Here is a 19,271-nt window from a genome sequence, read left to right on the forward strand (position 1 = left end):
ATGCCCGACCTCACAGATCCGGCCGTCCGGCCCCGTTCTACGCTGGTGTCCGCTGTCGACGATGTCAGCCGTAACCCCGTCGAGTGAGGAATGGCCGCGATGCCAGAGTTTGCCTATTCGGACCTGCTGCCCCTGGGTGAAGACACCACGCCGTACCGCCTGGTGACCTCCGAGGGCGTGAGCACCTTCGAGGCCGACGGGCGTACGTTCCTCAAGGTCGAGCCGGAGGCGCTGCGCAAGCTCGCGGCGGAGGCGATGCACGACATCTCGCACTATCTGCGCCCGGCCCACCTCGCCCAGCTGCGCCGCATCCTGGACGACCCCCAGGCCAGCCCCAACGACCGCTTCGTCGCGCTCGACCTGCTGAAGAACGCCAACATCGCGGCCGCGGGCGTGCTCCCGATGTGCCAGGACACCGGCACGGCCATCGTGATGGGCAAGCGCGGGCAGAACGTGCTGACCGAGGGCGGCGACGAGGAGGCCCTGTCGCACGGCGTGTACGACGCGTACACCAAGCTCAATCTGCGCTACTCCCAGATGGCCCCGCTGACCATGTGGGAGGAGAAGAACACCGGCTCCAACCTGCCCGCCCAGATCGAGCTGTACGCGACCGACGGCGGCGCGTACAAGTTCCTCTTCATGGCCAAGGGCGGCGGCTCGGCCAACAAGTCCTTCCTCTACCAGGAGACGAAGGCGGTCCTCAACGAGGCCTCGATGATGAAGTTCCTGGAGGAGAAGATCCGCTCGCTGGGCACCGCGGCCTGCCCGCCGTACCACCTGGCGATCGTGGTCGGCGGCACCAGCGCGGAGTACGCGCTCAAGACCGCGAAGTACGCCTCGGCGCACTATCTGGACGAGCTGCCCACCGAGGGCTCCCCCACCGGTCACGGCTTCCGCGACAAGGAGCTGGAGGAGAAGGTCTTCGAGCTGACGCAGCGGATCGGGATCGGCGCGCAGTTCGGCGGCAAGTACTTCTGCCATGACGTACGGGTGGTCCGGCTGCCCCGGCATGGCGCGTCCTGCCCGGTCGCCATCGCCGTCTCCTGCTCCGCCGACCGCCAGGCGCTGGCGAAGATCACGCCCGAGGGCGTCTTCCTGGAGCAGCTGGAGACCGACCCGGCCGGCTACCTGCCGGAGACCACCGACGAGCACCTGTCGGACGACGACGTGGTCCGCGTCGACCTCAACCGGCCGATGGACGAGATCCGGGCGGAGCTGACCAAGTACCCGGTCAAGACCCGGCTCTCGCTCACCGGCCCGCTGGTCGTCGCCCGCGACATCGCGCACGCGAAGATCAAGGAGCGGCTGGACGCGGGCGAGGAGATGCCGCAGTACCTGCGCGACCACGCCGTCTACTACGCGGGCCCGGCCAAGACCCCCGAGGGTTACGCCTCCGGGTCCTTCGGGCCGACGACGGCCGGCCGCATGGACGCGTACGTGGAGCAGTTCCAGGCGGCCGGCGGCTCGCACGTCATGCTGGCCAAGGGGAACCGCTCCCGGCAGGTCACCGAGGCCTGCCAGGCGCACGGCGGCTTCTACCTCGGCTCGATCGGCGGCCCGGCGGCGCGGCTGGCCCAGGACTGCATCAAGAAGGTGGAGGTCCTGGAGTACGCGGAGCTGGGCATGGAGGCGGTCTGGAAGATCGAGGTCGAGGACTTCCCCGCCTTCGTCGTGGTCGACGACAAGGGGAACGACTTCTTCACCGACCCGGGCCCGTCCCAGCCGTTCGTCACCAGCATCCCGGTCCGCCCGCAGACCTGATCACACGCGCTCGGCCGGACCCCGTTCGGCCGGACCCCGTTCGGCCGGCCCCGCTCAGCCGGTCAGCACCGCCTCGAACGCCCCCGGGCGCTGGGCCACGCCGCTACAGGCGGGGTCCGGCCCGGGGGCGCCGGCGCGTGCGGGGCACGGGCGGTCGCGCTCGGCGGACCACATGGACAGCCGGCCGATCCCCTTGGCCGCGGCGAACCGGGCGAGCCCGGCGGCGTCCTCGAGCGTGAAGACCTCCCCGGAGACGTCGTTGACCCCGATCATCGGGGTCACGGTGAGGGTCTTCCAGGCCGCGGCCGCGGAGAGGCCGAGGACGCCGCGGATCCGGCCGTGGGCGTTGAGGGCGGCCTGGACGGCGTACCGGCCCATGTCGCCGGTGTGCTCGCCGCCGTAGTTCATGGCCATGATGTTCACGCCCGAGACGGCGACGCCCTGGGCCCGGGCGTTGGCGAGCAGGGCGCTGCTGTCCTCGGTCAGGCCGTAGGGCATGGCGGGCAGGGTGAAGGAGACGTCCAGGCCGGGGCGGGCGCGCTGGAGCAGCGCGATGGCGCGCGCCCGGCGGGTGGCGGAGACGGGGTCGGCGAGGGTGGCGCCCTCGATGTCGAAGTCGGCCTTGGTGAAGCCGTAACGGTCGATCACCGCGGCGTAGGCGGTGGCGAGTTCGGGCACATCGGCGCAGGCCGTGGCCAGTTCCCGGCCGGCCGCGCCGCCGAAGGAGACCCGCACCTCGCCCCCGGCCCGGCGCACGGCGGCGATACGGGCCGTCAGCGCCCGGTCGGCCAGCGGGATCCCGCCGTCCCAGACGGGGGCGCAGCCCTCGCCCGCGATGACGAACCCCATGGTGAACTCCCTGACGCCGCGCGCGGCGGCCGCGGTCATGTCGTACCCGGAGGCCGCCCAGGCGCTGACGTACGGCACCAACGGCACATCGGCGCGGCCGGGGACCGGCTGGGGCACGGGCGGGTGCGCGGGTGGGTGTGCGGTCGGGGACGCGGTCGGGGACGCGAGCCGCGGGGGCGGCCGCTCGCCGCCGGCCCATACGGCGACGGCGGCGCAGACCGCCGCGGCGAGCGTGGTGTAGCCGCCCAGGCGCGGGGTGGAGATGGCCCTCACGCGACGTGCTCTCCTTCCGGTACGGGAAGCCGGGCGCGGGCCCGCCGGATGCCTTGTGCGCCTCCGGGGCGCCTCAGCCTCCCCCAGCCTTCGGCGGCGGCGCTTCGTCCGCCATTCCAAACTCGCACACCAAATGGTCCGTCATGGGCTATGACACACCGCACTGTTTATCTATATGCGGAAAATCCTATTTGCTGCATTAGCCTCTGGCTCATGGACCCTCAGTCAGACGTGGCCGAGCGCACGCCGGCGCGCCTCCTCGCCGCGGACGACGCCACGGCGGGGCCCGTGTTCGTGGACCTCTCCGGGCGCCGCGCCCGCCTGTTGCGGCACGCGGGCGTGGTCGCGGGGGCCGCGGTCCTCGGGTACACGGCCCTCCTGGGAACGGGCTTCTCGGGCGGCACCGCCGTCGCCCCCGACACCCTGGCCCCCGGCCCCGGCCCCGGCGCCGGCCCCGCCCCCGGCGCCGCCGTCGAGTCGGCCGCCCAGGACGCGAAGGACACCCGGCGCGGCCACCCCTCGGCCCGCAAGCCCTCGCCCGACAAGCCCTCCGCCTCGGCCGGAGCCGCCCGGCGCGCCGACCGGCACGCCGACCGCCGGACGGAGGCCAGGGCGCGATGAGCGGCGGCAGACAGCCGGGGCTGCCGCGCCCGCGCCGCCGCAGACACCCGGCGGCGCCCGTGCCCCCGACCCGGCCCCGGCCGCAGCCCCGCCCCCGGCGGGTATCCCGGCGCGCGGTGTCCCGGATGGCCGCCGCCGGGCGGCACGCCGTCCCCCGGCTGCGCATGGTGCTCGGGGTGGCCACCCTGGTCGCGCTGGTCTGCGGGATGCTGCTGGACGGCTATCTGCACGCCGAGGTCGGCAACGACGCCCGGGTGCACCGCTCGTACCACGCCCACGACGTCCCCCACCGGGTCCGCGACGGCGGCCCGGTGCTCACCTTCGACGACCACGGCAGGCCCACCGGCCACCGCATCCCGGCCCGGACCATCGCGCTGACCTTCGACGACGGCCCCGACCCCCGCTGGACCCCCAAGATCCTGAAGGTGCTGCGCGAACACGACGTACCGGGCACCTTCTTCGTGCTCGGCCAGATGGTGGTCCGCAACCCCTCCCTGGTGCGCCGGATGCGGGCCGCCGGCCATGAGATCGGCGTGCACACCTTCACCCACACCGACCTCGCCTACCAGGACCGCGACCGGGTGGACCGCGAGCTGGCGCAGTCCCAGCTGGCGCTGGCCGGCGCGGCCGGCATCAGCAGCTCGCTCTTCCGCGCCCCGTACGCCTCGACGCTCGGCGCGCTCGACGACCGGACCTGGCCGGTCCAGCGGTATCTGGGCGACCGGGGCTACATCAGCGCGTTCATCGACGTCGACAGCCGGGACTGGCGGCGCCCGGCGGTCGAGCGGATCGTCCGCAACGCCACCCCGAAGGCCGGGAAGGGCGCCGCCGTGCTCTTCCACGACGCGGGCGGCGACCGCTCGCGGACCGTCCGGGCGCTGGGGACGTACATCGAGCGGATGAAGGCGAAGGGCTACACCTTCGCCACGGTCACCGGGGCGCTCGGCGCCGGGGCCGCCGTCCACCCGGCCGACGGGGCGCGCGTGTGGCAGGGCAGGGCCCTGATCTGGGCGGCGGCGCTCACCCAGTTCGCCATGCCGGGGCTGGCCTGGCTGCTGGCCGTGGTGGGCCTGGCGGTGCTCGCCCGGCTGCTGATGATGGCGGTGCTGGCCTGGTGGCACCGGCGCGCCCGCGACCGGCGGCGCTTCACCTGGGGCCGGGCGGTGGACGAGCCGGTGAGCGTGATCGTGCCCGCGTACAACGAGAAGGAGTGCATCGCCAACACGGTGAACTCGCTGGCCGCCAGCACCCACCCGATCGAGATCCTGGTCGTGGACGACGGCTCGACCGACGGCACCGCCGAGATCGTGCGCGCCCTGGGCCTGCCGAACGTACGGCTGCTGCGGCAGGAGAACGCGGGCAAGGCCGCGGCCCTCAACCACGGCATCGCCGAGGCCCGCTCCGACCTGATCGTCATGATGGACGGCGACACCGTCTTCGAGCCCGGCACCGTGCGCGAGCTGGTCCGCCCCTTCGCCGACCCGGGCGTCGGCGCGGTCGCGGGCAACGCCAAGGTCGGCAACCGCGCCGGCCTGATCGGCGCCTGGCAGCACATCGAGTACGTGATGGGCTTCAACCTCGACCGGCGGATGTACGACCTGCTGCGCTGCATGCCCACCATCCCCGGCGCGATCGGCGCCTTCCGCCGCCGCGCCCTGCTGGATGTGGGCGGCATGAGCGCCGACACCCTGGCCGAGGACACCGACATCACGATCGCCCTGCACCGGGCCGGCTGGCGCGTCGTCTACCAGGACAGCGCCCGCGCCTGGACCGAGGCGCCCGGCTCGCTGGGCCAGCTGTGGCGGCAGCGCTACCGCTGGAGTTACGGCACCATGCAGGCGCTGTGGAAGCACCGCCGCTCGCTGGTCGACCGGGGTCCCTCGGGGCGCTTCGGCCGGGTCGGGATGCCGCTGGTGGTCCTCTTCCAGGTGGTCGCGCCGCTGTGCGCACCGCTGATCGACCTGTTCACGCTGTACGGGGCGGTCTTCGTCGACCCGGTGAAGTCGCTGCTGGCGTGGTCGGCGCTGATGCTGGTGCAGCTGCTCGGCGCGGCGTACGCCTTCCGGCTGGACGGGGAGCGGTACGGTCCGCTGCTCGCGCTGCCGCTTCAGCAGATCGCCTACCGGCAGCTGATGTATCTGGTGCTGCTGCACTCCTGTGTCACCGCGGCGACCGGTGCCCTGCTGCCGTGGCAGAAGCTGCGGCGCACCGGCGAGGTGGACACCCCCCGCACGCCGGCGCCGGGGGCCGTACGGTGACCCGGCTCACGCGATCACCCGCGTGGGAGCGGGAACAGGCCGGGCACGGCGGGTGCTGTGCAGAGTGGAGGTGGGGCTGCCGTGTCCGACGAGAAGTTGCCCGACGAGAAGTACCGCATCGAGCACGATTCCATGGGTGAGGTGCGGGTCCCGGCGCACGCCAAGTGGCGCGCCCAGACCCAGCGGGCGGTGGAGAACTTCCCCGTCAGCGGGCAGCGTCTGGAGCGCGCGCACATCGAGGCGCTGGCGCGGATCAAGGCCGCGGCCGCCGGCGTCAACGCGGCGCTCGGCGTGGTCGACGCCGAGGTCGCGGAGGCGATCGCGGACGCGGCGGCGCAGGTCGCCGAGGGCCGCTGGGACGAGCACTTCCCCGTCGACGTCTTCCAGACCGGCTCGGGCACCTCCTCCAACATGAACATGAACGAGGTGCTGGCCACCCTCGCGAGCGAGCGGCTGGGCCGCGAGGTCCACCCCAACGACCACGTCAACGCCAGCCAGTCGTCCAATGACGTCTTCCCCTCCTCCATCCACATCGCGGCCACCGCGGCCGTCACCGCCGACCTGATCCCGGCGCTCGACCACCTCGCGGCGGCGCTGGAGCGCAAGGCGGCGGAGTTCGCCGACGTCGTCAAGGCGGGCCGTACGCACCTGATGGACGCGACGCCGGTGACGCTGGGCCAGGAGTTCGGCGGATACGCCGCCCAGGTCCGCTACGGGGCCGAGCGGCTGCGCGCCGCGCTGCCCCGGCTGGCCGAACTGCCGCTGGGCGGCACCGCCGTGGGCACCGGCATCAACACCCCGCCCGGCTTCTCCGCCGCCGTCATCGCCGAGCTGGCCCGCGCCACCGCGCTGCCGCTCACCGAGGCCCGCAACCACTTCGAGGCGCAGGGCGCGCGCGACGGCCTGGTGGAGACCTCCGGCCAGCTGCGCACCCTCGCGGTCTCCCTCACCAAGATCGCCAACGATCTGCGCTGGATGGCCTCCGGGCCGCGCACCGGGCTCGCCGAGATCGCCCTGCCCGATCTGCAGCCCGGCTCCTCGATCATGCCGGGGAAGGTCAACCCGGTGATCCCCGAGGCGGTGCTCATGGTCGCCGCCCAGGTCACCGGCAACGACGCGACCGTGGCCTGGGCCGGGGCGGCCGGAAACTTCGAGCTCAATGTGATGCTCCCGGTCATCGCCAAGAACCTGCTGGAGTCCATCCGGCTGCTCGCGGCCGCCTCCCGGCTGCTGGCCGACCGCACGGTCGACGGGATCACCGCCAACGTGGAGCGCGCCCGCGAGTACGCGGAGTCCTCCCCTTCCGTCGTCACCCCCCTCAACCGCTACCTGGGCTACGAGGAGGCGGCGAAGGTGGCCAAGAAGTCGCTGGCCGAGCGGAAGACCATCCGCGAGGTGGTCCTGGAGTCGGGGTATGTGGAGCGCGGGCTGCTGACCGTGGAGCAGTTGGACGAGGCGCTCGACGTGTTGCGGATGACCCACCCGTAACGCGGTGTTGCGGTACAGGTCACGGCGTGGTGCCGCCGGCCCACCTAAGATCTGCTCATGACAGCGGACATCGTGGAGACGACGGGCACGGCGGACACCGCTCGATGGGCGCCGGGGGACCATATCCTGTGGCGCTACCGCGCCAACGCCGGCGAGCGCATCCACATCTGCCGCCCCGTGACCGTCGTCCAGGACACCGCGGAGCTGCTCGCCGTCTGGCTGGCGCCCGGCACCGACTGCGTCAAGCCGCAGCTCACCGACGGCACCTCGGTCCACCGCGAGCCGCTGTCCACCCGCTACACCAAGCCGCGCACCACCGCGCTGTCCTCGTGGCTGGGCACCGGGGTCCTCAAGCTCGCCCGGCCCGGTGAGCCGTGGTCGGTGTGGCTGTTCTGGGAGGGTGACTGGCGGTTCAAGAACTGGTACGTGAACCTGGAGGAGCCACGGCTGCGCTGGAGCGGCGGCATCGACTCGGAGGACCACTTCCTGGACATCGCGGTCTACCCGGACCGCAGCTGGGAATGGAAGGACGAGGACGAGTTCGCGCAGGCCCAGCGCGTCGGCCTGATGACCCCTGAGCAGGCCGAGCGCGTACGGGCCGCGGGGCGGGCCGCCGTCGGTCTCATCGAATCCTGGGGAGCGCCGTTCCGGGAGGGCTGGGAGGACTGGCGTCCGGACCCGGTGTGGACCGTCCCCGCGCTGCCGGCGGACTGGCAACGGCCGGCCGTCCGTACCGACCGGTATCGCACGTCGGCGCACTCGAGGTCCTGAACCTCTTGCTGCGCCCCTGTGTTTCAAACGTAGGATCGTCGTCCGGAAGACTGCACTCGTGAAAAACCAGACGGTGGCGCAACTCACGAATGAGGCGTGACATCTGACGCGGTCACAGGAGGGGGCGGAGGCGTGAGCGGTGAGGGAGGCCGGCACGTCCACGGGGCGGCGGGAGACGGGGGGCCGGTGACGGTGACGGAGAGCCCAGAAGGTCCAGCAGGCACAGGCCGCACAGAGGGCGACGACTACGCCGACGACTACGAGGGGTTCGAGGACTTCGACCGCCTGGCGCTGGACCGCAGCGGGCAGGCGGAGGCCTTCGACACGATCGGCGACCGCTACGACGAGGCGTTCCCGCACAAGGACGGCCAGATCGCGGCCGGCCGATGGCTGGCCGGCGCCCTCGCGCCCGGCTCCCGAGTGCTCGACGTCGGCTGCGGCACGGGCCTTCCCACGGCCCGTCAGCTCGCCGACGCCGGACACGACCTGGTCGGCATCGACATCTCCCCGGGCATGCTCAAGCTGGCCCGGAACAACATCCCGACCGCCACCTTCCACCAGGTGGACATCGTCGACCTGCGCTCCGGTGGCCGCTACGGGCCGGGCGGGTCGCGGGACCTGGGCGAGTTCGACGCGGTCGTCGCCTTCTTCTCGCTGCTGATGCTGCCGCGCCCGGAGATTCCGTACGCCCTGCGGGCACTGCGCGGACTGCTGAGACCCGAGGGCCTGTTGGCCCTGGCCATGGTCGAGGCGGACGTGGACGACTTCGCGATCCCGTTCCTGGGCAACTCGGTGCGGGTATCCGGTTACCTGCGGGAAGAACTGCGGCGGGTCGTGCAGGACGCGGGCTTCGAGATCACCGGGGAGGACTCGCACTCGTACGCCCCGGCCAGTACGGACGTACCACCCGAGATCCAGCTCTATCTGCACTGCCGACGACGTGTCTGACACTCGGTGCGCCCGGACGAACAGGGCGCATGGCCCCGGACGGATGGAAACCCACGCGTGACGGAGCACCCCACCTCCCACAACGAGCGGCAGGCCACCAGCCCAGCCGCCGCCTCGGGCGCGCCCGAGGACGCGCACGGCGCGGTCCCGGACCCGCGGACCGCCGTACGACGGGCCGCTGCCCCCGGCCAGGAGCCGGACGGCGGGCGGCCACGCCCGGCCTTTCCCGCGGCCGGCCCGGCCTCCGGCCAGGGCCCGGCCGCGGACCCCGGCCCCGTCGGGGCCGCCGAGCCGGGCGCGGCCCGCCCGCGCGGCCAGGCCACGCCCGAGGAGCGGCCCGCCACGGGCCGGCGCCGAGGCCGCGGCCAGGGGGCCGGGCAGCGCGGCGGAAGCCCGGCGGCCGACCAGCGCGGTGGCGGTACCGCCGGGCAGCGCGGTGGCGGTACGGCGGGGCGGCGGGCCGGGGCGGGTTCGGGCCGCCGTGACCCGGCGGCCGGCGATTCGGCCAGTGACGCGGTAAATGAGCACCCGGCGCAGCCGGAGCACGGCACACCGGAGGGCGAGCCTGTGTGGGACGCGGACCACAACGCCGCCAGGGGCGCGGCACGCCGCCCCGGAGCGCGGGACGGCGATCCCGGCCCCGGCGCCGAGCCCCCGGCCGCGGGGAGCGACGGCACGGGCGGGCGGCGCGGCCGCGACGCCCGGGGAGCCGCCCGGCGCGGCGCGGCCGCGGGCGAGCACCCGCCGGCCGGGGTGGGCGACGCCCGGGCCGCGGCCGAGGTCGGCTACCGCGCGCCCGAGGGCGGACTGCCCGCGGTGCCGCCGGGGGGAGGGACGGTCGCCGCCGAGGCGGCCGCCGCGCGGGACCGGGGCGGGGACCGGCTGCGGTTCGTCGGGGCGGCGACCCGGCGGATCGCGCGCGGCATCGACCTGGACGAGATCGTGCTGGGCCTGTGCCGGGCCACCGTGCCGACCTTCGCCGACGCGATCCTGGTCTATCTGCGCGACCCGCTGCCGGTCGGCGACGAGCGCCCGGTGGGCCCGGTCGTGCTGCGGCTGCGCCGTACCGACCGCATCCCGCTGGACCCGGACACCGAGAGCGGGCGGCTGCCGCTGCTGCCCTCGCAGCCGGACCTGTCGCCCGCCGTGGGCGGCGGCCCGGCGGCCGAGCTGTGCGAGGTGGAGGCGGGCGGTCCGCTGAACGAGGTGCTGCGCGGGGTGCGGCCGGTCTTCGGCGACTCCTCGGCCGCCCGGGCCGCGCTGCCCGAACTGCTCGGTGAGAGCACGTCGGTGGCCACGGGCCAGCGCACGGTCCTGGCGCCGCTGCGGGGGCGGCGTCGGGTGATCGGCGCCGCCGTGTTCGTACGCCGCCCCGACCGGCCGCCGTTCGAGCCGGACGATCTGCTGGTCGCCGCCCAGCTGGCCACGCACACCGCGCTCGGCGTCGACAAGGCGGTGCTGTACGGCCGTGAGGTGTACATCGCCGACGAGCTGCAGCGCACCATGCTGCCCGACTCACTGCCGCAGCCCACGGGCGTGCGGCTGGCCAGCCGCTACCTCCCGGCCGCCGAGACGGCGCGGGTCGGCGGCGACTGGTACGACGCGATCCCGCTGCCGGGCAACCGCGTCGCGCTGGTGGTCGGCGATGTGATGGGCCACTCCATGACCTCGGCCGCGATCATGGGCCAGCTGCGCACCACCGCGCAGACCCTGGCCGGGCTCGACCTGCCACCGCAGGAGGTGCTGCACCACCTCGACGAGCAGGCGCAGCGGCTGGGCACGGACCGCATGGCTACCTGCCTGTACGCGGTCTACGACCCGGTCGCGCACCGCATCGTGGTGGCCAACGCGGGCCATCCGCCACCCCTGCTGCTGCACCGCGGCGGGCGCGCGGAGGTGCTGCGGGTGCCGCCTGGCGCGCCGATCGGGGTCGGCGGCGTCGACTTCGAGGCGGTCGAGCTGGACGCGCCCGCGGGCGCCACTCTCATGCTCTACACCGACGGTCTCGTCGAGTCGCGGATGCGCGATGTGTGGACCGGGATCGAGCAGCTGCGCGAGCGTCTGACGGCGACCGCCCGGCTCACCGGCCCCAACCCGCCGCCGCTGGAGCCGCTGTGCGACGAGGTGCTGGACATGCTCGGCCCGGGCGACCGGGACGACGATGTGGCGCTGCTGGCGGCCCGCTTCGAGGGGATCGCGCCGAGCGACGTCGCCTACTGGTTCCTGGATCCCAAGGCGCAGACGGCCGGGCAGGCGCGCCGGCTGGCGCGGCGGGCGCTGGCCCGGTGGGACCTGGACGATCTGACCGACGCGGTGGAGCTGCTGGTCAGCGAGGTGATCACCAACGCCGTGCGGTACGCGGAGCGGCCGGTGACGCTGCGGCTGCTGCGGACGGACGTGCTGCGCTGCGAGGTCGGGGACGATGTGCCGCAGCTGCCGCGGCTGCGCCAGGCCCGGCCGTCCGACGAGGGCGGGCGCGGGCTTTATCTGGTCAACCGGATGGCGCGGCGGTGGGGTGCGACCCGGCTGAGCACGGGCAAGGTCGTGTGGTTCGAGCTGGCGATGCCGCCGCGGCCCTGAAGCACCTCATACGGCGGCGGGCGGGGCCGCGAAGGCCCCGCCCGCCGCCGTGCCGTGTATCAGCTCATCCGTTGCCGCCCAGCCGCTTGTTGCGTCCGCCGCGCGTGTCCAGGGAGGGCGAGGTCGGCGGGGTCGTGGGCGGCGTGGTGGTGTCGGTCGGCGGCGTGGTGCCCGAGGTCGGGGGCGTCGTCGGCGGGGTGGTGGGCGGGGACGAGGAGGCCGTCGGGCTGTTGCTCGTCGGCGGGGCGGAGGTCGTCGGGTCCGTCGACGCGCTGGTGGGCGGGGTGCTGGGGCTGTTGCTCGTGGGCGGCGGAACGGCCGCGCCCATGTCGGTGTCCAGGTCGAACTTGGCGGTTCCCTGGCCGTCGAGCGCCGCGCCCATGTACGCGGCCCAGATCTCGGCCGGATAGCCACCGCCGTTGACGCGTCCGCCGCCGCCGGTGCCGGTCAGCGTCACCTGCTTGCCGCCCTTGGCCTCGCCGAACATGCCGACCGAGGTGACCAGGTCGGGGGTGTAGCCGGTGAACCAGGCGGACTTGTTCTCGTCGGAGGTGCCGGTCTTGCCCGCGACGGCCTGGCCCTTCTGCCGTACGGCCGAGCCGGTGCCCTCGTCCACCACGCCGGTCAGGACCGAGGTCACGGAGTCCGCCGCGGTGCGGCTGATCACCTCGTCCCCCGTGGTGTCGGGCAGCTCGGCGCGCTCGCCGCCCTTCTCCGCCGACTTCAGGATCGAGGGGGTGACCTTCTTGCCGTGGTTGTCGAGGGTGGCGTAGACACCGGCCATGTCCTTGGGGCTGGCGCCCATGACGCCCAGCGACATCGCGGGGGCCACGTCGAAGCCGCCCGCCTTGGCGTTCATGCCCAGCTCGGTCGCGGTCTTCTTGACCTTGTCCAGGCCGACGTCCACCGCCATCTGCGCGAAGACCGAGTTGACGGAGTTGTTCATCGCGATCTGGACGCTGATCGGACCGTAGTCCTTGTCGTCCTCGTTCGGCGGGGCGAAACCGACCTCGCCGCCGTCGTCCTTGACCGGCCGCTCACTGTCGCCGTCGTAGACGGTGTTGGCCCTGATCGCCGTGCCGTCCTGGGTGGTGGAGTCGTTCTCCAGCGCGGCGGCGAGGATGAGCGGCTTGAAGGTCGAGGCGGGCTGGTAGTCCTCGCGGGTGGCGTTGTTGGTCCAGTGCTGGGTGGCGCCCGCACCGCCGTACATCGCCACGATCGCGCCGTTCTTGGGGTTCACCGAGACCGCGCCGACCTGGGCGTGCTTGTCGACCGTGCGCGTCTTCGGCTTGAGCTTGGCGGTCAGCTGGGTGTGGACCGCCTTCTCCAGGGCCTTCTGCTTCTTCTTGTCGATGTTGAGGGTGATCGTCCAGCCGCCGGCCGCGAGCTCGTCCTCGCTCACCCCGGTCTTGAGCAGCTCCTGCTTGGCGGCCTCGACGAAGTAGCCCGTCTGGCCGTCGAGGCCGGGGGTGGGGCGGGGTTCGATGGGCTCGGGGAACGTCAGGCCCTTGCGCTCGCTCGCGTCCAGCCAGTGCTTCTCGACCATGTTGTCCAGGACGTAGTTCCAGCGCTGCTCGACCAGCCGCTTGCCGTTGGGGCCGGCCACCGAGTAGTCGTACTGGCTGGGGGCCTGCAGCACCGCGGCGAGGTAGGCGCCCTGCGCCACGGTGAGCTCGCCGACGTCCTTGTCGTAGTACGCGCGGGCGGCGGCCTGGATGCCGTACGCGTTGCGCCCGTAGTAGCTGGTGTTGATATACCCCGCCAGGATGTCGTCCTTGGACTGCTGCTGGTCGACCTTGAGGGAGATCACCAGCTCCCTCAGTTTGCGGCTGACGGTCTGTTCCTGGCTGAGGTAATAGTTCTTGACGTACTGCTGGGTGATGGTCGAGCCGCCCTGCTTGCCCCGGCCCAGAAGCGTGTTGACGATGCCGCGCGCGGTGCCGGTGAAAGAGACGCCGGGGTCGGTGTAGAAGTCCTTGTTCTCGGCGGCGACAAAGGTGTGCTGCACCTCTTTGGGGATCTTCGACAGCGGTACGGACTCACGGTTGACGTCGCCCGTCTTCGCCATGATGCTGCCGTCGCTGTACTTGTAGACGTTGGCCTCCGCCTTGGCGAGGGCGTTGGCGTCGGGCACATCGACCATGAAGTAGAGCACCAGAAAGGCACCGATGAGCAGCAGCCCCATCGAAAAGAAGTAGCCCAGCACCATCTTCCAGGTGAAGAAGCGGCGTATGCCGGTCTTCTTGCCGTTCTTTGTGGCGCCCTTTTTGGCTCTGCGAGCGCTCTTCTGTCGCGCCCGCCGCTCTTCCGCTCTGCCCATCTCTCCCGCTGCTCCTGTACGTCAGCCCCCAACCCAGCTCATGAAGCTAACACCGCAACTGACGTCAAATACTCATCGATCAAGCTTTTTCCGAAGGTGACAAAGAGCACCCACCCCATAGGAACTGACGTCCGACCGCCGCAAGGGGTTGCCTCCTCCCCAAAAAGTGCTATCACTTTGCTAGGACCACATGGCCACGCACCACCCACGTACCAGCGAAAACGGGGGACCCCTTCATGCCTGATATGCCTGACATCACACCCACGGCCGACATACCGGCCCCGCCCCGGCCCCAGGTCCGCGAGCGGCCCGCGCGCAGCATCAGCGGCGGGCTCGTACTGCTGCTCGGCCTGGCCGGACTGGTCGCGGGCCCCTTCCTCATCGCGGCCGGAACCGACACCTCCGAGTACGACTACGAGGACAACGGCAACCCCGCGCTGATCCTCCTCGGCGTCGCGGTGCTCATCGCCTCCCTCATCGCGATGCGCGGGCTGTGCGCGATCGCGCCGGGCCAGGCCCGTGTCGTCCAGCTCTTCGGCCGCTATAAGGGCACCCTCCGCACCGAGGGGCTGCGCTGGGTCAACCCGTTCGCCAGCCGCAAGAAGATCTCCACCCGGGTGCGCAACCACGAGACCCCGGTACTCAAGGTCAACGACGCCTACGGCAACCCGATCGAGCTCGCCGCCGTCGTCGTCTGGCGGGTCGAGGACACCGCCCAGGCGGTGTTCGAGGTGGACGACTACCGAGAGTTCGTCTCCACCCAGACCGAGGCCGCGGTGCGCCATATCGCCATCGAGTACCCGTACGACGCGCACGACGAGGACGCGCTGTCGCTGCGTGGCAACGCCGAGGAGATCACCGAGAAGCTCGCCGCCGAGCTGCACGCGCGGGTCGAGGCGGCCGGGGTGCGCATCGTCGAGTCGCGCTTCACCCACCTCGCCTACGCCCCCGAGATCGCCTCCGCGATGCTCCAGCGCCAGCAGGCGGGCGCGGTGGTCGCGGCGCGCCGCGAGATCGTGGACGGCGCGGTCGGCATGGTCGAGGCCGCGCTGGCCCGGATCGCCGAGGAGCAGATCGTCGAGCTGGACGACGAGCGCAAGGCGGCGATGGTCAGCAACCTGATGGTCGTGCTGTGCGGCGACCGCGCCCCGCAGCCGGTCCTCAACACGGGCACGCTCTACCAGTGACGGAGCGCAGCGAGCGGGAGGACGCCGCCGGGGCCTCGGACGCCGGCGGTCCCGGCGCGTCCGCCGAGCCGGACGCGCCGGGGTCGGGCGGGCGTCGGCCGCGGCAGCGCAAGCAGGTGCTGCTGCGGCTCGACCCCGCGGTGCACGACGCGCTCGCGCGGTGGGCCGCGGACGAGCTGCGCAGCGCCAACGCGCAGATCGAGTTCCTGCTGCGCAAGGCGCTCGCGGAGGCGGGGCGGCTGCCCCGCGCCGCGGCCCCCATCCCCCGCCGCGGCCGCCCGCCCCGCACCCCCCAGCCCCCGGAGCCCGACCCCCACGAGAAATAGCGCCGGTCCCCACAGACAGCCCTGCGGCACACCGGCCCTCTACCCTCTCACCTGCGGAAACGCTCTATTCTCTCCATCTATACACACGAGGTATACGCATCGTGTAGAGTGCTGCGCATGTCAATCGGCCACACCCTGCTCGGGCTTCTGGAGTCCGGCCCACGCCACGGCTACGACCTGAAGAGAGCCTTCGACGAGAGATTCGGGCAAGACCGCCCGCTGCACTACGGACAGGTCTACTCGACCATGTCCCGCCTCCTGAAGAACGGCCTCGTCGAGGTCGACGGCATCGAGCACGGTGGCGGCCCCGAGCGCAAGCGCTACGCCATCACCGACGCCGGCATCACCGATGTGGAGCAGTGGCTCAGGCAGCCGGAGAAGCCCGAGCCGTACCTCCAGTCCGTCCTCTACACCAAGGTCGTCCTCGCGCTGATGACCGGCCGGGACGCCGCGGACCTGCTCGACGTCCAGCGCGCCGAGCATCTGCGCCTGATGCGCGAGCTCACCCAGCGCAAGCGCTCCGGAGACCTGAGCGATCAGCTCATCTGCGACCACGCCCTCTTCCACCTCGAGGCCGACCTGCGCTGGCTGGAGCTCACCGCCGCGCGCCTCGGCCAGCTCGCCAAGGCGGTAACTCCATGACCCCCGCAGGCTCGCTCCTCATAGCCGAAGGGCTGCACAAGGCCTACGGGCCCACCCCGGCCCTGGACGGCGCGGACTTCTCCATCCACCCGGGTGAGGTCGTCGCCGTCATGGGCCCCTCGGGCTCCGGCAAGTCGACCCTGCTCCACTGCCTCGCCGGGATCGTCACCCCGGACTCGGGCACCGTCCACTACAGCGGGCGCGCGCTGTCCGCCATGCCGGACTCCCAGCGCAGCGCGCTGCGCCGCGGCGAGTTCGGCTTCGTCTTCCAGTTCGGCCAGCTGGTGCCGGAGCTCAGCTGCGTGGAGAACGTCGCGCTGCCGCTGCGGCTGAACGGCGTGGGGCGCAAGGAGGCGGAGAGCCGTGCGCTGGCCTGGCTGGAGCGGCTGGAGGTCGCCGATGTGCGCGCCAAGCGGCCCGGCGAGGTCTCCGGCGGTCAGGGGCAGCGCGTGGCCGTGGCCCGTTCCCTGGTCTCCAGCCCGCGCGTGCTGTTCGCCGACGAGCCGACCGGCGCCCTGGACTCCCTCAACGGTGAGCGGGTGATGGAGCTGCTGACCGAGGCCGCCCGCGAGACCCGCGCCGCCGTCGTCCTGGTCACCCACGAGGCGCGCGTCGCCGCGTACTCCGACCGCGAGGTCGTCGTACGGGACGGCAAGGCGCGGGACATGGCGGGCGCCCGGTGAGCGGCCATGTGACCCCGCTGCGGGAAGCGGAGCGACAAGCGGAAAAGCACCCCGGCGGGGCGGCCGGGGCGCCCCAGGCACCCCCCGCCCACCCGGAGCCCCGCCAGCGGGTCGGCCTGACCCGCTGGGCCGCCGACCTGGCCATGGGGGCGCGCTTCGCGGTCGGCGGCGGCCGGGAGAGCTGGGCCAGGACGGTCCTGACGGCGGTCGGCGTCGGGCTCGGCGTGGCGCTGCTGCTGGTCGCCGCCGCCGTCCCGCATGTCGTCTCGGCACGCGAAGACCGCACCAACGCCCGCTCCTACGCGAGCAGCTACTCGAGCGACGTCAAACCGGGCCCTGACACCCTGCGGCTCGGCTGGGGAAACACCACCTTCCGCGGCTCCGACATCGAGGGCCGCCTGCTGGTGCCCGACGGCGACCGGCCGGCCCTGCCCCCGGGCGTCGACCGGATCCCCGCGACCGGCGAGATGGTGGTCTCCCCCGCCCTGAAGAAGCTGCTCGCCGACGGCGACAACAAACTGCTCAAGGAACGCCTCGACTACAAGATCGTCGGCACCATCGGCGACGAGGGGCTGGCCGGACCGGCCGAGCTCATCTACTACGCGGGCGTCGGCCCCGACGCCGTCGAGGACGTCAGCAACCGTCTCGACCACTGGGGTGACAACTCCCCGAGGCAGGAGGACCTGGACCCGGTCCTGCTGCTGCTGATCGTCGTGGGCTGTGTGGTGCTGCTGCTGCCCGTGGCCATCTTCATCGCCACCGCCGTACGCTTCGGCGGCGAGCGCCGCGACCGACGGCTCGCCGCGCTTCGCCTGGTGGGCGCCGACAGCCGGATGACGCGGCGGATCGCGGCCGGCGAGGCGCTGGTCGGCTCCCTCCTCGGACTCGTGGTCGGCACCGGGATCTTCCTGCTGGTCAGGCACTTCATCGGCGGGGTCGCGGTGTTCGGCACCAGCGTCTTCTCCTCCGACGTCCAGCCCTCGGCCGCCATCACCGCGCTGATCATGGTCGCGGTGCCCACCTGCGCCGTCGTGGTCACCCAGATCGCGCTGCGCAGTATCGCCATCGAACCGCTCGGCGTCGTACGCAACACCGCGCCCAAACCGCGTCGCCTGTGGTGGCGGCTGCTGTTCCCCGTCCTCGGCCTCGCGCTGCTGCTGCCGCGCCTCAGCTCGGGAGCGGGGAACAGCGGTGACGCCTCCGTCTACCAGGTCGCGGCCGGTGCGGTGCTGGTGCTCGTCGGCATCACCGCGCTGCTGCCGTGGCTGGTCGAAGCCGTCGTCAACCGCTTCGGTGGCGGCCCCGTCCCCTGGCAGCTCGCCACCCGGCGGCTCCAGCTCAGCAGCGGCGCCGCCTCACGCGCGGTCAGCGGCATCACGGTCGCGGTGGCCGGCGCGATCGCGATCACCATGCTCTTCGCCGCCGCGGAGAGCGACAACACCACCTCCACCGGACAGGACCCGACCCGCGCCGATGTGGTGGCGTACATCCCGGTGGACACCGGCGCGCAGGCGCGGGACGCCATCGCGCAGTACACCGGCACCAAGGGCGTGCGCGACGCGCTCGGCGTCACCGAAGGAATGGTCAGCGACCCGAACAGCAAGGCCAAGGCCCCGGGCGACATCCCGGTCCAGAGCGTGATGGTCGGCAACTGCCGCACGCTGAAGGAGCTGGCGCGGATCGGCGACTGCCGCGACGGCGACGTCTTCGTCACCAAGCCCGCCGAGTTCGACGACAAGGACACCTACTTCACCAAACCGGGCGCGACGGTCAACCTCAGCTTCGACAAGGACTACAACCCCTCCCGCAGCAAGACGCGGCTGTGGACGATCCCCAAGTCCACGCCCATCGTGGACCTCAAGAAGGACCCGCAGGGCAGCGAGCACTCCGGCATCCTGGCCACCCCGGGCGCGCTGGACATCGCCGACCTGCACAAGCCCTCGGTGCAGATGATGCTCCGGCTCGACCCGAAGGTCCCGGACGCCATCGAGTACGCCCGCAACACGGCCGCCCGGCTCTCTTCCCAGTCGGACATCTACGAGTTGCGCGGCACCAAGCAGTCGGACGAGTTCCAGACCATCAAGCGCGGCCTGTTCATCGGCGCCTCCGCCACCCTGCTGCTGATCGGCGCGAGCATGATCGTCTCCATGCTGGAGCAGCTGCGCGAACGCAAGAAGCTCCTCTCGGTCCTGGTCGCCTTCGGCACCCGCCGCGCCACCCTCGGCTGGTCCGTCCTGTGGCAGACCGCGATCCCGGTGGTCCTGGGCCTGGCGCTGTCGGTCGCGGGCGGCATCGCCCTGGGGGCGATCCTGCTCAAGATGGTCGACATGCCGATCGCCGTGGACTGGGCGAGCGTCGCCACGATGACCGGAATCGGCGCGGGCGTGATCCTGCTGGTGACGCTGGTCAGCATGGGGCCGCTGTGGCGCATGATGCGGCCGGAAGGGCTCCGTACGGAGTAGTGCGCCGTCGGCGCGCCTGTGCCTGCCGGGCCCTTCCCACCTGCGGAAAGGGCCCGGCAGTCGGGTGTTTCGGGGTTTATGCCACCCGTTGGAGTGAATCGC

The 19,271-nt window shown here is 72.5% G+C and carries 14 protein-coding genes; 12 read left to right on the forward strand and 2 right to left on the reverse strand.

What is annotated here, in order from left to right:
• Positions 1–90 precede the first annotated feature (90 nt).
• On the forward strand, positions 91–1,761 hold the full coding sequence (locus ACWY4P_RS19835; protein ID WP_456211877.1) for a fumarate hydratase: 1,671 nt from the start codon (positions 91–93) through the stop codon (positions 1,759–1,761).
• A gap of 54 nt (positions 1,762–1,815) precedes the next feature.
• On the opposite strand, the gene ACWY4P_RS19840 is transcribed toward ACWY4P_RS19835, so the two are convergent.
• The gene (locus ACWY4P_RS19840; protein WP_456211878.1) at positions 1,816–2,883 is read right to left on the reverse strand and encodes a chitinase; all 1,068 of its coding nucleotides are present in this window, start codon (positions 2,881–2,883) and stop codon (positions 1,816–1,818) included.
• A 213-nt stretch (positions 2,884–3,096) separates the two neighbouring features.
• Here ACWY4P_RS19840 and ACWY4P_RS19845 point away from each other — a divergent pair, with 213 nt between their 5' ends.
• From ACWY4P_RS19845 to ACWY4P_RS19870, 6 genes are all read left to right on the forward strand, one after another.
• Positions 3,097–3,504 carry a hypothetical protein gene (locus tag ACWY4P_RS19845; protein ID WP_456211879.1) on the forward strand — a complete coding sequence of 136 codons (408 nt, stop codon included), beginning with the start codon at positions 3,097–3,099 and terminating at the stop codon, positions 3,502–3,504.
• Positions 3,505–3,629: 125 nt separating this feature from the next.
• Positions 3,630–5,762, forward strand: a complete 2,133-nt coding sequence (locus tag ACWY4P_RS19850; RefSeq protein WP_456212984.1) for a bifunctional polysaccharide deacetylase/glycosyltransferase family 2 protein — start codon at positions 3,630–3,632, stop codon at positions 5,760–5,762.
• Between the two features lie 132 nt (positions 5,763–5,894).
• Positions 5,895–7,250 carry a class II fumarate hydratase gene (locus ACWY4P_RS19855; protein WP_456212985.1) on the forward strand — a complete coding sequence of 452 codons (1,356 nt, stop codon included), beginning with the start codon at positions 5,895–5,897 and terminating at the stop codon, positions 7,248–7,250.
• A 57-nt stretch (positions 7,251–7,307) separates the two neighbouring features.
• A complete protein-coding gene (gene fomD, locus ACWY4P_RS19860; RefSeq protein ID WP_456211880.1) occupies positions 7,308–8,021 on the forward strand; it encodes a cytidylyl-2-hydroxypropylphosphonate hydrolase in 714 nt (237 codons plus the stop codon).
• A gap of 285 nt (positions 8,022–8,306) precedes the next feature.
• Positions 8,307–8,969 carry a class I SAM-dependent DNA methyltransferase gene (locus ACWY4P_RS19865; protein ID WP_456212986.1) on the forward strand — a complete coding sequence of 221 codons (663 nt, stop codon included), beginning with the start codon at positions 8,307–8,309 and terminating at the stop codon, positions 8,967–8,969.
• Positions 8,970–9,536: 567 nt separating this feature from the next.
• Entirely contained in the window at positions 9,537–11,549 is a 2,013-nt protein-coding gene (locus tag ACWY4P_RS19870) for a SpoIIE family protein phosphatase (protein ID WP_456212987.1), read from the forward strand.
• 64 nt (positions 11,550–11,613) lie between these two features.
• Here the strand turns inward: ACWY4P_RS19870 and ACWY4P_RS19875 are convergent, their stop codons facing one another.
• Positions 11,614–13,869, reverse strand: coding sequence for a transglycosylase domain-containing protein (locus ACWY4P_RS19875; RefSeq protein WP_456211881.1), 2,256 nt, complete (start codon positions 13,867–13,869; stop codon positions 11,614–11,616).
• 245 nt (positions 13,870–14,114) lie between these two features.
• Between ACWY4P_RS19875 and ACWY4P_RS19880 the strand changes: the two genes are divergently transcribed.
• The 5 genes from ACWY4P_RS19880 (at position 14,115) to ACWY4P_RS19900 (ending at position 19,169) form a co-directional block, all read left to right on the forward strand.
• On the forward strand, positions 14,115–15,056 hold the full coding sequence (locus tag ACWY4P_RS19880) for an SPFH domain-containing protein (protein WP_456212988.1): 942 nt from the start codon (positions 14,115–14,117) through the stop codon (positions 15,054–15,056).
• On the forward strand, positions 15,053–15,382 hold the full coding sequence (locus ACWY4P_RS19885) for a hypothetical protein (RefSeq protein WP_456211882.1): 330 nt from the start codon (positions 15,053–15,055) through the stop codon (positions 15,380–15,382). Before ACWY4P_RS19880 ends, ACWY4P_RS19885 begins: the two co-directional genes overlap by 4 nt.
• A gap of 117 nt (positions 15,383–15,499) precedes the next feature.
• On the forward strand, positions 15,500–16,024 hold the full coding sequence (locus ACWY4P_RS19890; RefSeq protein WP_456211883.1) for a PadR family transcriptional regulator: 525 nt from the start codon (positions 15,500–15,502) through the stop codon (positions 16,022–16,024).
• Complete coding sequence (locus ACWY4P_RS19895; protein WP_456211884.1) at positions 16,021–16,707, forward strand: ABC transporter ATP-binding protein; 687 nt, start codon at positions 16,021–16,023, stop codon at positions 16,705–16,707. Before ACWY4P_RS19890 ends, ACWY4P_RS19895 begins: the two co-directional genes overlap by 4 nt.
• Positions 16,704–19,169 (forward strand): FtsX-like permease family protein, encoded by a 2,466-nt coding sequence (locus ACWY4P_RS19900; RefSeq protein ID WP_456211885.1) that lies wholly within the window; start codon positions 16,704–16,706, stop codon positions 19,167–19,169. Before ACWY4P_RS19895 ends, ACWY4P_RS19900 begins: the two co-directional genes overlap by 4 nt.
• Positions 19,170–19,271: the final 102 nt, after the last annotated feature.

The sequence above is a fragment of the Streptomyces sp. LZ34 genome, from assembly GCF_053890475.1.

Coding starts and splice junctions, on each gene's coding strand:
- ACWY4P_RS19845 (WP_456211879.1), top strand. CDS start 3,097: ATGGACCCTCAGTCAGACGTGGCCGAGCGCACGCCGGCGCGCCTCCTC.
- ACWY4P_RS19890 (WP_456211883.1), top strand. CDS start 15,500: ATGTCAATCGGCCACACCCTGCTCGGGCTTCTGGAGTCCGGCCCACGC.
- ACWY4P_RS19850 (WP_456212984.1), top strand. CDS start 3,630: ATGGCCGCCGCCGGGCGGCACGCCGTCCCCCGGCTGCGCATGGTGCTC.
- ACWY4P_RS19880 (WP_456212988.1), top strand. CDS start 14,115: ATGCCTGACATCACACCCACGGCCGACATACCGGCCCCGCCCCGGCCC.
- fomD (WP_456211880.1), top strand. CDS start 7,308: ATGACAGCGGACATCGTGGAGACGACGGGCACGGCGGACACCGCTCGA.
- ACWY4P_RS19835 (WP_456211877.1), top strand. CDS start 91: ATGGCCGCGATGCCAGAGTTTGCCTATTCGGACCTGCTGCCCCTGGGT.
- ACWY4P_RS19895 (WP_456211884.1), top strand. CDS start 16,021: ATGACCCCCGCAGGCTCGCTCCTCATAGCCGAAGGGCTGCACAAGGCC.
- ACWY4P_RS19855 (WP_456212985.1), top strand. CDS start 5,895: ATGGGTGAGGTGCGGGTCCCGGCGCACGCCAAGTGGCGCGCCCAGACC.
- ACWY4P_RS19875 (WP_456211881.1), bottom strand. CDS start 13,869: ATGGGCAGAGCGGAAGAGCGGCGGGCGCGACAGAAGAGCGCTCGCAGA.